8 protein-coding genes are annotated in these 14520 nt (G+C 36.9%); 3 read left to right on the top strand and 5 right to left on the bottom strand.

The window, feature by feature from the left end:
* Positions 1–229: 229 nt before the first annotated feature.
* From ACYVFA_RS06855 to ACYVFA_RS06840, 4 genes are all read right to left on the bottom strand, one after another.
* Entirely contained in the window at positions 230–3532 is a 3303-nt protein-coding gene (locus ACYVFA_RS06855; RefSeq protein ID WP_460471070.1) for a hypothetical protein, read from the bottom strand.
* A 178-nt stretch (positions 3533–3710) separates the two neighbouring features.
* The gene (locus tag ACYVFA_RS06850; RefSeq protein WP_460471069.1) at positions 3711–5846 is read right to left on the bottom strand and encodes a heavy metal translocating P-type ATPase; all 2136 of its coding nucleotides are present in this window, start codon (positions 5844–5846) and stop codon (positions 3711–3713) included.
* Positions 5847–6181: 335 nt separating this feature from the next.
* Complete coding sequence (locus tag ACYVFA_RS06845) at positions 6182–6481, bottom strand: hypothetical protein (protein WP_460471068.1); 300 nt, start codon at positions 6479–6481, stop codon at positions 6182–6184.
* 546 nt (positions 6482–7027) lie between these two features.
* Positions 7028–8878 carry a CocE/NonD family hydrolase gene (locus tag ACYVFA_RS06840; RefSeq protein WP_460471067.1) on the bottom strand — a complete coding sequence of 617 codons (1851 nt, stop codon included), beginning with the start codon at positions 8876–8878 and terminating at the stop codon, positions 7028–7030.
* Positions 8879–9319: 441 nt separating this feature from the next.
* On the opposite strand from ACYVFA_RS06840, the gene hisG reads away from it, so the two are divergent.
* From hisG to hisD, 3 genes are read left to right on the top strand one after another with little or no spacing between them, the layout of a single operon-like run.
* A complete protein-coding gene (gene hisG / locus ACYVFA_RS06835) occupies positions 9320–10189 on the top strand; it encodes an ATP phosphoribosyltransferase (protein WP_460471066.1) in 870 nt (289 codons plus the stop codon).
* Between the two features lie 17 nt (positions 10190–10206).
* On the top strand, positions 10207–10512 hold the full coding sequence (locus ACYVFA_RS06830; RefSeq protein ID WP_460471065.1) for a phosphoribosylpyrophosphate synthetase: 306 nt from the start codon (positions 10207–10209) through the stop codon (positions 10510–10512).
* A complete protein-coding gene (gene hisD, locus ACYVFA_RS06825; RefSeq protein WP_460471064.1) occupies positions 10513–11781 on the top strand; it encodes a histidinol dehydrogenase in 1269 nt (422 codons plus the stop codon). It begins immediately after the preceding gene.
* Positions 11782–11783: 2 nt separating this feature from the next.
* On the opposite strand, the gene ACYVFA_RS06820 is transcribed toward hisD, so the two are convergent.
* The gene (locus ACYVFA_RS06820) at positions 11784–14384 is read right to left on the bottom strand and encodes a DUF3857 domain-containing protein (RefSeq protein WP_460471063.1); all 2601 of its coding nucleotides are present in this window, start codon (positions 14382–14384) and stop codon (positions 11784–11786) included.
* Positions 14385–14520: the final 136 nt, after the last annotated feature.

Raw genomic sequence — 14520 nt, 5'->3', positions numbered from 1 at the left:
AAGACTAATTCTTACTTATTGGGTGAAATAAGATTGAATACTTTAATATATCGTCTCTACGGGACTTAAGGTTTACTTTAATTTTTTTTTCTACCGCGCGGCGGCCGCCGATATACTATCCCTACGGGATATTTTCAAGCCCCGTTAGGGACGATATATTGGTAGAAAGAATATTTTTTTCGAATCCGGTATCCCGTAGGGATAATATATTTGAATTTCATCCAAGCAATTAATTCTTATTTTTATCTTCTATTTTATCTGAGTCATATAGATGCGTGTCTTCATAATTCACAAAAATCTCAGGATATTTATTTTTTAACCAACGATATTGCTTGGCCGATAAAAAGATAAACTGCGGCCCCGATAAATCTTCATCGTCTTCACTCCCAAACAATTCATAAAAAGTATATTCAGAATTCTGTTCAGTTAATGCTTTATTAGCTAATTCAATGAGTTTTGCCGTATCGAACTCAAAATACTCATAATCAGAATCAATATCTTTGTTTTTACTTCTGGGAACCCCCTTGATGAACTGGCTTTCACTATACTTTTTATTATTCAGCTCAAAACTATATTTGAATGTCCGGTCAGAACGTTCGCCTTTTTTAAGCATTTTCTGGAAATTATCTTCCACCTTCATCGGATTAAAATGTCCTTTTGAAATGGTCTTCAAAGAGTCAATCATTGATTTATAGACATCTTTATAATTATCCAGTTCCCACATATTACTCTTTACAATCACCTTAGGGAGTGCTTCTAATAACGATTTTCCCGAACTCGGTTGGCGACGGAATTTTAAAATAAACGATTCTTTTTGGGCTTCATTCATAGATTCAATTAAGCCAATTCTGCTAAACTCAAAAAGTGTATTCTGTAAACTATCTCGGCTGAATTCACGACTATACATGCTAAAGTCAACATAATTATTCGGCAGCGTCTCTGCTACCAGATTGGCCTGCGTGCTATCAAACAAAACAAATGAAAGCATTGGGCTTCTATAATCACAAACAATCACTAATCTATGCGGGTCGTCAATATCAGTCAGATAATCGTTGATAGCCTTAAACTGATTTTCGCCGATACCCGGAAAGTATTGAGACTTCTCATTTTTGAGTGAATCTAAGGCATTCTTAACCAGATTAGTTAGCGAAACATAAAGCGTTTGCTCATAAGATTTACCGTTGATTTTTAACGACACCAGATATTGATTGTATTCCGTTGAATCAGCTATTTCGTTTATTTTTTTATAGCTGATGTCACTAAATTTAGCAGTAGGCAATAGTTTTGAACCGAATTTACTGAGAAGGTTACTATATAATTCAGTATTGTTTTTTTCTCCCAATTCATTCATGTCGATTACAACCGCTTGTGAGCTCGCTTTCAGAATATCAGAAGGTTCTTTACTTTTCTTCAAGTCAAGTGTTTTCTTGGTTTCTTCCGTCAGCATATTTTCTCTTTGCAGTGCATTGGCAAAACCCTCAGGACTAAAAGCTGCTATTTGCGCCTGATAAGACTGATAAGCATTTTCAACAACCGGCTCATTAAATATCTCGCTATGGTTTTTATCAATATAGTTATATTGTCTCTGAGTCAGGAAAATATAATTACTTTGATTATTCGGAGAAAATGTGCCGATATTTCCATTAATTTTATAGAAATCTCCGTCGATTTTATTCTCTTCCAGTGACGAATTGATGACCTCAATTAACTCATACTCGTTCAGATTAATATTGTCAAAATTTACATAGCTCTCAGCCTTTGGTCGTCCGATAAACATCTCTTTACCCATTTTGGGTATTTCCTGTTTATACTCATATTTTTTATCCTTCACTCTGAAACTCATGACCAGATTCCGGTCTTTTTCCATGCCTTTGGCAATTTCAGTTTCAAAATTATCAGTGACTTTTTCAGGTCTGAATTGGTTATGAGACACACGTGCCAACTCAGCAATAAAAGCTTTAAAAGCATTGACCTTTTCAGTTTCATTAACGGGACTAAGATTAACTCTAGCCGTAACGACCGGAAAACTCAATAAAAGACTTCGCTTCACATTCGTTCTATTTCTTGATTCAAATCTGAAATCAACAATGGCTTTATCAACCGATTCTTTAGTATCAGTCGGTAAAATATCATTATCCTGAAAATCTTTGATAATACCTGCTAATTTTTCCCGGCTAAATTTATCTGAAAAATCAGCTTTTTCAGAGCCGAATAGGTTTGCCATAAAGCCATTGTCCTGCGTTTTAGTTTTAAAAACAAGACTCTGGGTACTATCAACCAGAATCAATGCTTTACGAGCATCTCTAATCGGAAGTAGGGGGTTGACTTCATTGGCAATCACCATCAATCTTTTGTTAGATTTTGTATCAGTCAGGTAATCGTTGATTGACTGAAAATCTTTTGTATTGATCCCTAACAGCGGAGAAAGAAGAACCGCATACGATTGAATAATATTGGTATCGATATGCACATCTGGCGGGATACTTTTTTGTAAAGTTTTCAGCCATGAAAAGTCAGTATCCGCTTTTTGAGCATAATTTAACCCATTAACAGTATATTGTAAACGATAAGATTTTTTATCCTTATCCATCGGATTTCTGAAAGGAAAACCCATCGGACTATCATAAACCTGATTAGAATTATTTTTGGCGAATTCTTTTACAGAAAAATCAGCGAAAGTAAAATCAGACAATAGCTTGTTTTTTACCTCCGTAAATAAATTCTGATAGATTTCTTCCCTTGTAAAATTCCCTTGTTCTTTTGCAATGACCACTACATTGTTGCACTGAGCAAGAATATCTATTTTACTTTTCAACTCATAAGGCTTATAAGACTGTTTAAGCAAATCTGCTTTTTCTTTTGAAAGCATTTTTGCCGATTGCAAACTGTCTATAAACTGAAATTGAATATTTTTCTGAGATTTATAATTATCATAAAACCAGGTTTGCTTGGCTGCATAAATAAAAAAGCCAAAATCATTAATGAGCTTGATACGGTCTTTTTCTAGCCATTTCAACAACTCATCGTATACGTTTTTATCAATTAATTGAATGGCTCTGAGTTTATCAGCCAACAGCAGATAGTTTTCTTTAGAGGGTTTCAGGTTTTGCTCCAGGCTCAGGAAAGAAATCGGGTTTTTAGCGTTTATTTCACCTTCAACATCAGGTTTGAAATACATACTTTCAGCTAATATTTTCTCAGACATTTCACGGAGTTGCACTAATTCATCTGCTGCCGAACCAACATTACGTATCAATTCGAAGACACCAACAAAACCTAAAATAGCCGCTCTGGATCTGAATAATGAATCTGGAATCTTGCTTAGTGCACCAAATGGCATTCCAGACAAACGTTGCTTGATGGCAGGATTATCTTTAGCAATAGCTTTAAGAAATCCATCTTTCCCGTATTCAGAAATAATCTCTTCTTTTTGTAGGGCTTCAAGATATTTTTTGACCTGATCTTCAGATAAACTTTGTGCAAAAGTGGTGATAGTAAAGAAAGAAAATATAAACAAAAGTATGTGTTTCATAAGCAAGCAACATTTTTATCCAAAAGTAATTGAGTTTCTCATAATTAACTATAATAGGATTAAAATATTGAGCAAGTTGCTCTCAAATTATCACAACAGCTGAAAGCTAAAATCAACCTAATTAAAAGAGGTAGCTCAAAAATGAACTACCTCCGATAAAAACGATTGATGATATTCTTTAGAATGACATTCGTTGGATTCTGACTGCATTCAAAATAGCTAAAAGAGCTACACCAACATCGGCAAATACAGCTTCCCACATGGTTGCTAAGCCGCCAGCCCCTAAAATCAATACGATTACTTTTACAGCAAATGCTAATATGATGTTTTGAATAACAATGCTTTTGGTAGCTTTACCAATTTTAATAGCAGTTGCTATTTTGGATGGCTGGTCAGTCTGAATCACCACATCGGCTGTTTCAATGGCCGCGTCACTTCCCATCGCACCCATTGCCATACCTACATCGCTTAAGGCCAATACCGGAGCATCATTAATACCATCACCCACGAATGCCGTTATTTTTGCCGTATCCTTTCGCAATTCCTCAACCTTCTGCACTTTATTTTCAGGCAATAAATCACCGTAAGCTCTATCTATACCAATAGACTTGGCGACCTTCTGAGTAATAGAATTTTTATCACCACTCAGCATGATGGTCTGAGTGATGCCATTTTTATGCATTTCTTTAATGGCTTCAATGGCATCTTCTTTTATTTCATCGGCAATCGTGATATGCCCCGCATACTTCCCATCAATGGCCACCACTACAATCGTCTCTACAATATCTTCCAAAGATTTGTCATAGCTAATCTTAAACTTTTGCAAGAGTTTAAGATTTCCAGCCAACACCTCTTTGCCACCCACTTTACCTTTTAATCCATGTCCTGAGATTTCTTCAATATCATTGGCAGAAAATGTTTTTTTGCTTGAAGCATATTCAGCAATGGCCTTTGCAATCGGGTGTGTTGATTTACTTTCTAAAGCTGCTACTATGCTGATAAACTCATCTTTATCCAGACTATTGCTTACAATGTCTTGCACCTTAAATACTCCCTTGGTCAAAGTACCTGTTTTATCCATCACCACTGTATTGACTTTAGTCATCAAATCAAGGTAATTGGAGCCTTTGAACAAAATACCATTGCGTGAGGCCGCACCAATTCCACCAAAATACCCTAATGGAATAGAAATAACCAGAGCGCAAGGGCAGGAGATAACCAGAAAAATAAGCCCTCTGTACAGCCACTCATTAAATGTATAGTTTTCTACAATCAGTGCAGGTACAAACACAACCGCAAGCGCCAGAAAAAACACAATTGGCGTGTATATCCGGGCGAATTTCCGAATGAGTAATTCTGTTTTGGCTTTTCTGGTCGTGGCATTTTGCACCATATCCAGGATACGGGCTAACGAGCTATCGGCAAATTTTTTGCTTACCTTTAATTCAATAACCTTATCCAAATTTAGCATCCCTGCCAATACTGACTCGCCTTTTTCAATAGTTTTGGGTCTACTTTCACCAGTCAGAGCCGAGGTGTTGAAGCTGCTTCGCTCACTCAGCATTTCTCCATCTAAAGGTACTTTTTCCCCTGCCTTAATCTGAATGGTTTCTCCAATCTCTACTGATTCAGGTTTTACTTCCTGATAGGCATTATTTCTCAATACACTGGCAGATGCCGGACGAATATCCAATAGGGCTTTGATATTATTTTTAGCTCTATTGACAGCAGCGCTCTGAAATAATTCTCCAACTGCATAGAATAACATGACCGCCACACCTTCAGGATACTCACCAATTGCAAATGCACCGACAGTAGCCAATACCATGAGCGTAAACTCGGTAAAAAACTCCTTTCTGCTGATGGCTTCCCAAGCCTCTTCCATTACCGGAAAACCCACCGGATAATAAGCAATCAGATACCATACTAATCTGAAATAACTATTGAAAAAGGTGTTTTCAATAAAATTATCTAAGGCAATACCAATTAATAACATCGCCAGACTAAACAAAGCTGGTAGGTATTGCGTCCAACCCACAGGGCCATCATGATCATGATTATGGTCATGTCCGTGTTCATGTTCTCCGTGGTCGTGATCATGGTCATGATCCCCATGCTCGTGATTATGATTATAAGTTTTTTTATCTTTAGCCGGAATCAATAATTCTTTGGCATTGGCTTGCGTATAAATTTTTTCTTCCAAAGAACAACAAGTCATTCGTCCCTGCTCATCATACGTATGTACGTGATTCGGGTCTGTATTAACACCCGGTGGATGTTCGTGCGGGTGTTTGTGGTCATGCTCATGCTTCATATATTTATTATTTTAGAAACCAGTATTAAATTAAATTCTAACAATTTTATCTTGATACCCCATTGAATGAGCGTATTTCGGTTTTCGGTTCATTCTATTGAAACCGTAGTTCCAATCAAAGGCTCTTTTGTTTTTCTGTCTTTTACAACCATACTCGGTTGCGTTTATGCAAAAGAGAGTTGTGTATTTAAAATCTATTATCAGTTGCTTCTTTTCATTTGCCATAAATTAGTTAATATCATAGCCTTTAAGGCTTACTTGATAAATAAGCACTATTAATCATCCGAGCTTTATCGGCTGATACTTTATAAGTCGTATTAAACTAATTGTGGCGGTTACCAGGGTAAAGAAATAAAGCTTGAGGCATCTTTGGTTTTGTAAGGAAATTTTACTTTTCTATATGTTAATCTAGAAACAGGAACCTGTATAATCATACGGGAACCGCAACAAGCAGAGCTAAAAAGCGGTGAACAGAAGTCTGAATCAACACCATGGCTCGCCTGAGAATCAGTATCGCTACGTACAATAGTTTGTTTAGTTTCTGCTACATACTTACTTGTATTATCACAAGGAAGACTGGCCAGAAATAGCAGATAAAACTCAGAAATAGGTACGTAAACTGGTTGATATGGCAAATGTAGATAAGAAACCCATGCAACAGGAGTGCAAGAAAAATATTTATTTTTTACGCTGGTAATTGTAAAATGTATTATTGAACCTGTTTAAACTTATTTCTTTTGACTACGAATGTCTAATTTTTACTTTTATTTCGTCCGCTCATTCTCGTCATTAAATAAAAAGTTTAAACAGGTTCATTTTAAAACTTTTGCTGCCTAAACTTAAAGAAGACGTTAGGTCAAAAAAATACTTGCTTGCGTACTAGGTAAATACGATAACTATTAATGTCCGGCTAATCAGAACAACCATAAAAAAAAATCGCCACAAGATGCGGCGATTTTTTTGTTTAATACACGATGAATCTTACCCGTCGACAAATAGTAGAGTGTCGATTGGAGTAATAAAATTTTTAATATTTATAGAACATATTATCATCTTAATGTTTTACCTGTTTCCTGTCTCTCAAATCTCTTCGTATAGGTAATATAGTACTAACAAAACCCGTGCCAAAAATTATCTAACGGTAGCATTAACGAAAAAATATTTTAAAAATCCGCAAATCATTATTTTAATACCTCAACTTCAATTTTAGAATCTGAATAAACTTTATGCGTTGCCTTGATAAAGTCTGATTCTTCAGCTTTGAAAATATTCGGTACGAATTTCTGAGGGTTACGGTCGATCAACGGAAACCAGGTGCTTTGCACCTGAATCTGAATTTTATGCCCTTTCTTGAAAGTATGCAGCACATCCTGCAACTGGAAATTAATATCAGTTACTTTATTAGGAACAGTGGCTTCTGGTTTTTCAAAACTGTTTCTGAATCTGCCTCTAAGCACTTCACTACGCACCATCTGGTGATAATTGGCCATCAGCATTTTTTTATCAGGCATATAGGGGTGATTGGGCTCATTGGCCGGATATACATCAATGAGCTTCACAACCCAGTCAGCATCGCTTCCGGTGGTACTAACTTTCAGTTTGGCAAAAATTTCTCCTCCTAGAGTTATATCATCTGTCAATACATCGGTTTCAAACACCAGAACATCTGGGCGTCTTGCTGCAAAACGTTGGTCTTCTGACATATAAGCAAACGGAGTGAAATTTGCCATAGAAGTTAAATCTTCACTATAAGGCACTGGTTTTTGAGGATCACTTATATAAGTGCTGGCTGTTACCTTAGCTGGTTTTGTCTGAGCAAGTTTACCATCACTATTCAGATAAAAAGTCAATTTTTGTGCAGAAGCCGACGGCCATTTATCAAATTGTTTCCATTCTTTGTTTCCTGTATCAAATAAATAGGCATCAGGTAATCCCGTTTTGCCATCTCCTGGGCCTTTCAGGAAGTGCGTAAAAAACTGCGCTTCAATATTTTTCTGGTAGAAAGTAGCAATACTATCTCCAAAATATACATTGCTGTGCAAGGTATGTCCAGTTTCAGCCGACCACCTACCATGTCCGAATGGCCCCATTACTAAAGTATTATAAGTGCCAGGATTATTCTTTTCTATTTTCTTATAGACATTCAAAGGGCCATATAAATCTTCCGCATCAAACCAGCCACCAACGGTCATTACAGCGTGCTTCACATTTTTTAAATGTGGCAGAATACTTCTTTTCTGCCAGAATGAATCATAATTCGGGTGTTCAACAGTTTCTTTCCAGTAAAAGTTATCAGGGTAATACTTATTAGCATTTTTCAAAGGACCTAAATTCAACTGAAACTGATAGCCATCTCTCATATCGGTGGTATTAATCATCTTATACCAGGCTTGCGAAGTCGGGCCAGAATGTTGCACACCGAATACAGGGAACGTGAAAATATAAGCTTGAATGAAGGCACCATTATGATGGAAATCATCAAAGAAGAAATCACTTACCGGGGCTTGTGGAGAAGAAGCTTTTAAAGCAGGGTGCGCATCAACCGCTCCGGCAACTGTATAAAAACCTGGGTAAGAGATACCCCACTGGCCAACTTTACCAGTGTTATATTTAACATTATTGATTAACCACTCAATGGTATCATAGGTGTCGGAGCTTTCGTCGACAGGAGTTGTGGCATCATTGCCCGGATTATTCGGAGTCATGTTTGTCCAGGTTCCCTCCGACATCCAACGCCCTCTCACGTCCTGATAAACGAAAATAAATTTATCTTTCATTAAAAAAGAAGAGGGCCCTAGTTTCGAAGGATATTTGTCTTCACCATAAGGAGCAACGCTATAACAGGTTCGTTGCATCATCATCGGATATTTGATGGTCTCAGAGGCGTTATTAGGTACATAGACAGCCGTATGCAATTTAACCCCGTCTCTCATCGGAATTTTGTACTCGTACTTAGTATAATTTTGTTTGACATAATCATTCTGTGCAATGGCTGCAAAAGAGGCCAGCACGAAAAAAATAATTTTTTTCATGAAGTGTTAGTTTAGAATGGAGGATTAAAAGTATAACAGGGCGCTAAGTTAGAAGAAAGAACAGGTATAATAAAAAAAGAGTACATAATTTTTAGATTATGTACTCTTCAGTTTTTACTTACTGGAAATCAGAAAAAAATCGCTAGCAAACAGATTGACGCAATAATAATAACTGAAATTACCTTTTTGGTTTTAGTGTAAGTTACCGCACGTGTTGAACGGTAGCTAAGATGTACCGGTTGTCTCATAGATTACTAGAATACTTAGTGTTTAGGATAGTTTTGGAAACTCTTTACGACGAGGTAAAGTTAATATAAAAACAAAGTTTTTTCAAGTTAATTTTCTATTAAAACTTGCACTTTTTTTTTATACTACCCAATCACTTTGCAAAAACCGTTCCATAATGTATTTTTGCAGACTTTTCAATGAAATCACAAATAAATGTTAAATAAAGATTCAATTTTACGTATAGCCCTGCAAAAATCGGGAAGATTAAGCGAAGACTCATTTGGACTTTTCAAAGAATGTGGCATTAAGTTCGAGAGCGGCACAGGCAAACTCAAAACTTCCTCTTCTAATTTCCCGGCAGAGTTCCTTTTTTTAAGAGATGATGATATTCCTGGCTACGTAGAAGATGGCGTGGCAGACATCGGAATCGTTGGTGAGAATGTATTTGTGGAGTCAGACCGTTCAGCTGAATTAACTTATAGATTAGGCTTTTCGAAATGCCGCTTATCCATTGCCATTCCAAGAGGAATTGAATTTAAGGGTATCGAAGATTTTCAGAACAAGAGCATTGCTACCTCTTACCCTCGTATTTTAGGCGCTTATTTAAAGGAAAAGAATGTGGCAGCAGAAATACATGAAATCAGTGGTTCTGTTGAAATTGCCCCAAGTATTGGTCTGGCTGAAGGAGTTTGCGATATCGTAAGCTCGGGCAGTACTTTATTGAGCAATGGCTTAAAAGAGGTAGAGGTTATCTTCCGTTCGGAAGCTATTCTGATTGCCAATAAAAAATTGTCAGCAGAAAAGCACGAAACGCTCAACAAATTGTTATTCAGAATAAGAGCAGTGCAAACTGCTCAGAATTACAAATATATCCTCTTGAACGCGCCTAACGATAAACTGGATGATATTATCAATATGATACCTGGGATGAAAAGCCCAACCATTGTGCCTTTAGCAATGTCTGGTTGGAGCTCGATTCATTCGGTATTAGAAGAAAACCAGTTCTGGGAAAACATTGAGGCGATTCGTGGAGCAGGTGCAGAGGGAATTTTAGTGATTCCGATAGAAAAAATGATTTATTAACACTAAACCATCATACCATGACTACCTACGATACTTCTGCTGAAGCCATTAACGCTTTGGTAAGCAAAGGTTATAACCATAATTTTAACCTGAAAGACGAAGTACTATACTGCCATACCAACGAAACCAGCTTACAGCCTGATGAATTTCAGATTGATGAGGTATATCGTTTTGAAGGCGATACAAACCCGGACGATGAGGTAGTTGTGTATGCTATATCTTCGCCGTCGGCAGATATAAAAGGTATTCTGGTAAATGCATATGGAGTCTATGCCGAAAGTATTTCGGCTGAATTGGTTGAAAAATTGAAAATTGTGCGTTAAATGAAAATAGTTTCTTTTCCTCCACACGCCGAGTGGAAACAATTGCTTGCACGCCCAGTGCAGGAAATGGCAGATATTGAACAAAAAGTTCAGCCGATTTTAGCCAAAGTAAAAGCAGAAGGCGACAAAGCCCTGAAAGAATTTGCTTTAAAATTTGATAAAGTTGAATTAGATACCATTCAGGTCTCACAAGCTGAAATTGATGCATCAGAGCAACAATTATCAGAAGATTTGAGAGAAGCTATTAAACAGGCTTATAATAATATCTATACCTTTCATGTGGCTCAAAAGCAAGAGCCTCAAGTAATAGAAACCATGCCAGGCATTAAATGCTGGAGAAAAAGCGTGGGCATTCAGAAAGTAGGTTTTTATATTCCCGGTGGAACTGCACCACTATTTTCTACGGTATTGATGCTAGGCGTTCCCGCACAGATTGCCGGATGTCAGGAAGTAGTTTTATGTTCGCCAAGTAATCACCCAGCCATTTATTATGCAGCCAAACTGGTAGGTGTTACACAAGTTTTCAGGGTGGGAGGGGCACAGGCTATCGCCGCGATGGCTTATGGTACAGAAACTATTCCACAAGTATACAAGATATTCGGGCCGGGTAATCAATACGTAACAGCTGCCAAACAATTATTAAGTAAAGAGGGAGTAGCTATCGATATGCCTGCCGGTCCGTCAGAAGTAGCTGTGATGGCTGATGATACAGCAATTCCGGCTTTTGTTGCATCTGATTTGCTCTCACAAGCCGAACACGGAGCTGATAGTCAGGTTTTATTGGTTACTACCAGTAAGAAACTAGTTTCAGCAGTAAATCTGGCTGTATCCGGACAGTTGAATCGTTTGCCAAGAAAAGAGTTAGCAACCCAGGCAATTGAAAACTCAAAAATGATTCTTCTGGAAAGTGAGAAAGATTGCATTGATTTGCTGAATGATTATGCACCTGAACACCTAATTCTGTCAGTAGAGAATTATTCTGAAGTAGCAGAAAAAATTGTGAATGCTGGTTCTGTATTCCTGGGTAATTATACACCTGAATCATGCGGTGATTATGCATCCGGTACAAACCATACCTTGCCAACTAATGGTTATGCCCGTGCTTACAGTGGTGTTTCTTTAGATAGTTTCGTAAAAAAAATTACCTTTCAGGAAATATCAGAAGAAGGCATAAAGAATATCAGCAAAACTGTCGAGCTCATGGCAGAAGCCGAATCTTTAGAGGCGCATAAACGTGCAGTGACGTTACGAGTAGAAAGTCTAGGTTAATACTATTCAGTATCGTCGTTTCTTTTTAGCTGATATATTATCTGATCTCCTTCGGGATTTTGTTTATGCTTATCTGCTTTGCCGCTGTATGGTAAGGTAAATGTATCTTTTACTCTTTGTGATCGATTCAAAAAACTAACCCATACAGCACCATAAATAAGTATTTTGAAAAAATCTATTGCTCCTGTATCAGCATTCATTTCTGTGTTGAGAAGGGTAGAGGCATAAATTAATATCATCCAATCCAGAAATACATAAATAATTAAAAAATAGTGGAAGTAAATAGCTAATTTAGGAAGTGTATTTCTTCGGTTAAAGAATAAAATCAATAGAAGAATAGCCCAGAATACTCTTGCTATTATGCATACAAACTCAAATACCAAAAAGGATTTGTAGAAATAATTATCTTCTCCAAAAACATTCCAGACATTTATATTAAAGTAAGAATTTTCATTAAATAAAGCATAAATCACAAAAAAAGGATTTAGAGCCAATACCAAACCATATACTGCTACCCAACCACCCAATTGTAAGGGGGGATTATGGGTAGCAACAGGCAATGAATATTGATTGAAGCGATAAACTAAGTAGACAAATCCAATACTGCATATAATGCCAATGAAAACCATTATCCAATTAGTTGACGAATCCGCATTCTGGGTATTATCTCCATTAGGATTCCAGGTAATTGTCTTTCCTAACTCGTCGCGCATTTTGTTTGCATCGTCGTTAAACTTTGCATAATTTTCAGGAAGAACATGATCTTTTAAGGTCTTATAGGTATAGTGGACTTTCCACGTTTTAGTAGAGGCTTCATAATAGGAGCCTTCTGTAAATTCATACGAATCTCTTTTGATATTGACACTCTCGCTATTGATTGTCCAACTTTCCGGAAAGACAACTTCTATAGTATAGTCCAGCTCATAAGGGTATGATAGGGCAATTGGGCTAATACGGCTTTTATCCTTTATTTTTATTAAATGTTCTTTTAATAGGTCTCCCCAAATGGTAATCGAATGAATGTTTTTAGTTGAATCCTGCTTTTCCCAGATATCCTCAATCGTATAGCTTTCATTAACAGTAAATACATTATCCTTTTCATCATCGTCATAATAGAGCGTATCTAATTTCACGAAGGCAGGTTTAGAGAATAGACCTGCATAATAATCTGTATACCCTTGCTCCGTATCTGTAAGCGCTTTTTCGGCAAATGTACTTCTAATGGTATTTGCATGAGAAACAGAGTACCTTGACACCACATCAAGCCTGGCTGCTTTGCCAATTTCAGGAATTGTATATCTCTCTGTAATGGTGGTTGTACCTGCATAATTTTCGGGAATTACGGTAAGATCTGTCTGGCCTGGCTTAATAACCAGAGCCTTGCCATATTCAGGGATGTAACCATTCACAAGTCTTCCTCGTTGGTAAGAAATCGTTGGGTCAATCCAGGTCCAGTTTCCTGAGATATTTGCATATACAATCACATGATTAAAGGCAATTGGAGATGGCTGTTTCTGGTTTAAATATCTCTTTTTATAAGTATTTACCAAGGCCGGATATGCCTCGATACCTGCTCCAGCCAAAAGATTGCATAGAAGGAACGATTTATCCTTACAATCTCCATAGCGTTGTTGAAAAACCTTTTCAGGAGCATGAGGTTTATGAGAATTTGTACCAACTTCGATGCCCATATACCGAATTTCGTCCTGCGTAAATCTTGTGGCCAACTCTGCATATTTATCCAGATTATTGCCTGCTTCTTTCTTGAACTCAGCAATTTTTGCATTTAATGAGACAGGAGGTTGCTTTGTCCTCTGATACAATGGCAAAGCCCAATCTACCACTTGTTTCCATGAATTGTATTCGCTGAATTCGACATAAGGGTAACCTTCATGCCATTCAGGCTCATAATCTTCAAACTTATGAATCTTTGGAAGTATAAGATTCCATTCGTATACGGTCAACCCATCTTTTGATGATATTTTAGGTTTAACAGGATTGTTGAACTCTTTACTGTATAGTTTTCTATTACTGGAAACAATACTGACCAGATATATTTGTGAAACAGGATAATTGGTATATAAATAGAAATTTTCGAAAAATCTGTTTTCAAATATCGGATTTTCGCCAGTAATTGTATAAGAATAATCAATCAGGTCTCCTTTTCTAATATCTTCTAAAATTACTGAGGCGTTATTGGTTCCATTATAAAGAAATCTTGACCTTTCCTGTTCGATTGGACTTATTTTGACTGCTGAAGGTGTTAGCTTATTAATCTCTTTCCCGTTTCTTCGAATGGTGATTTTATGAAAAACTAATTTCTGATAAGCAGGTTCGTAATTTACAGAAATTTCGGAGCCGTTCTGGACTCCTGAAGCTGAAACTATTTCGCGTACGACATGCGTATAACGCGCTTGTAATTCAGCATGATACTGTTTTTCTACCAGAAGTTCGAAGTACCCATCTGATATATCTTTAGGATTTGGTTTAAGGCTGGTAGGTGTAAAATTGACTTTCCATTGTGGTTCTTTTTCAATTCTGACCTGGGCATTAGACACAGCATAAGTAAATGCCAACAAAAGCAGTAGATATTTTTTTAACATTGATAATGGTAGTTTTACCTTTAGGGTCAAATTTTTAAACTTAGTCACAAGCGAGGAATTGGTTATTTTCTGTGCTTTTTAATTAATTACGAAATAAATAAAATCATTGGTATAATTCTACTCAAAAGGGTTTTAT

It is taken from the genome of Emticicia fontis (genome assembly GCF_054779675.1).
This window is presented reverse-complemented; position numbering and strand designations above follow the sequence as displayed.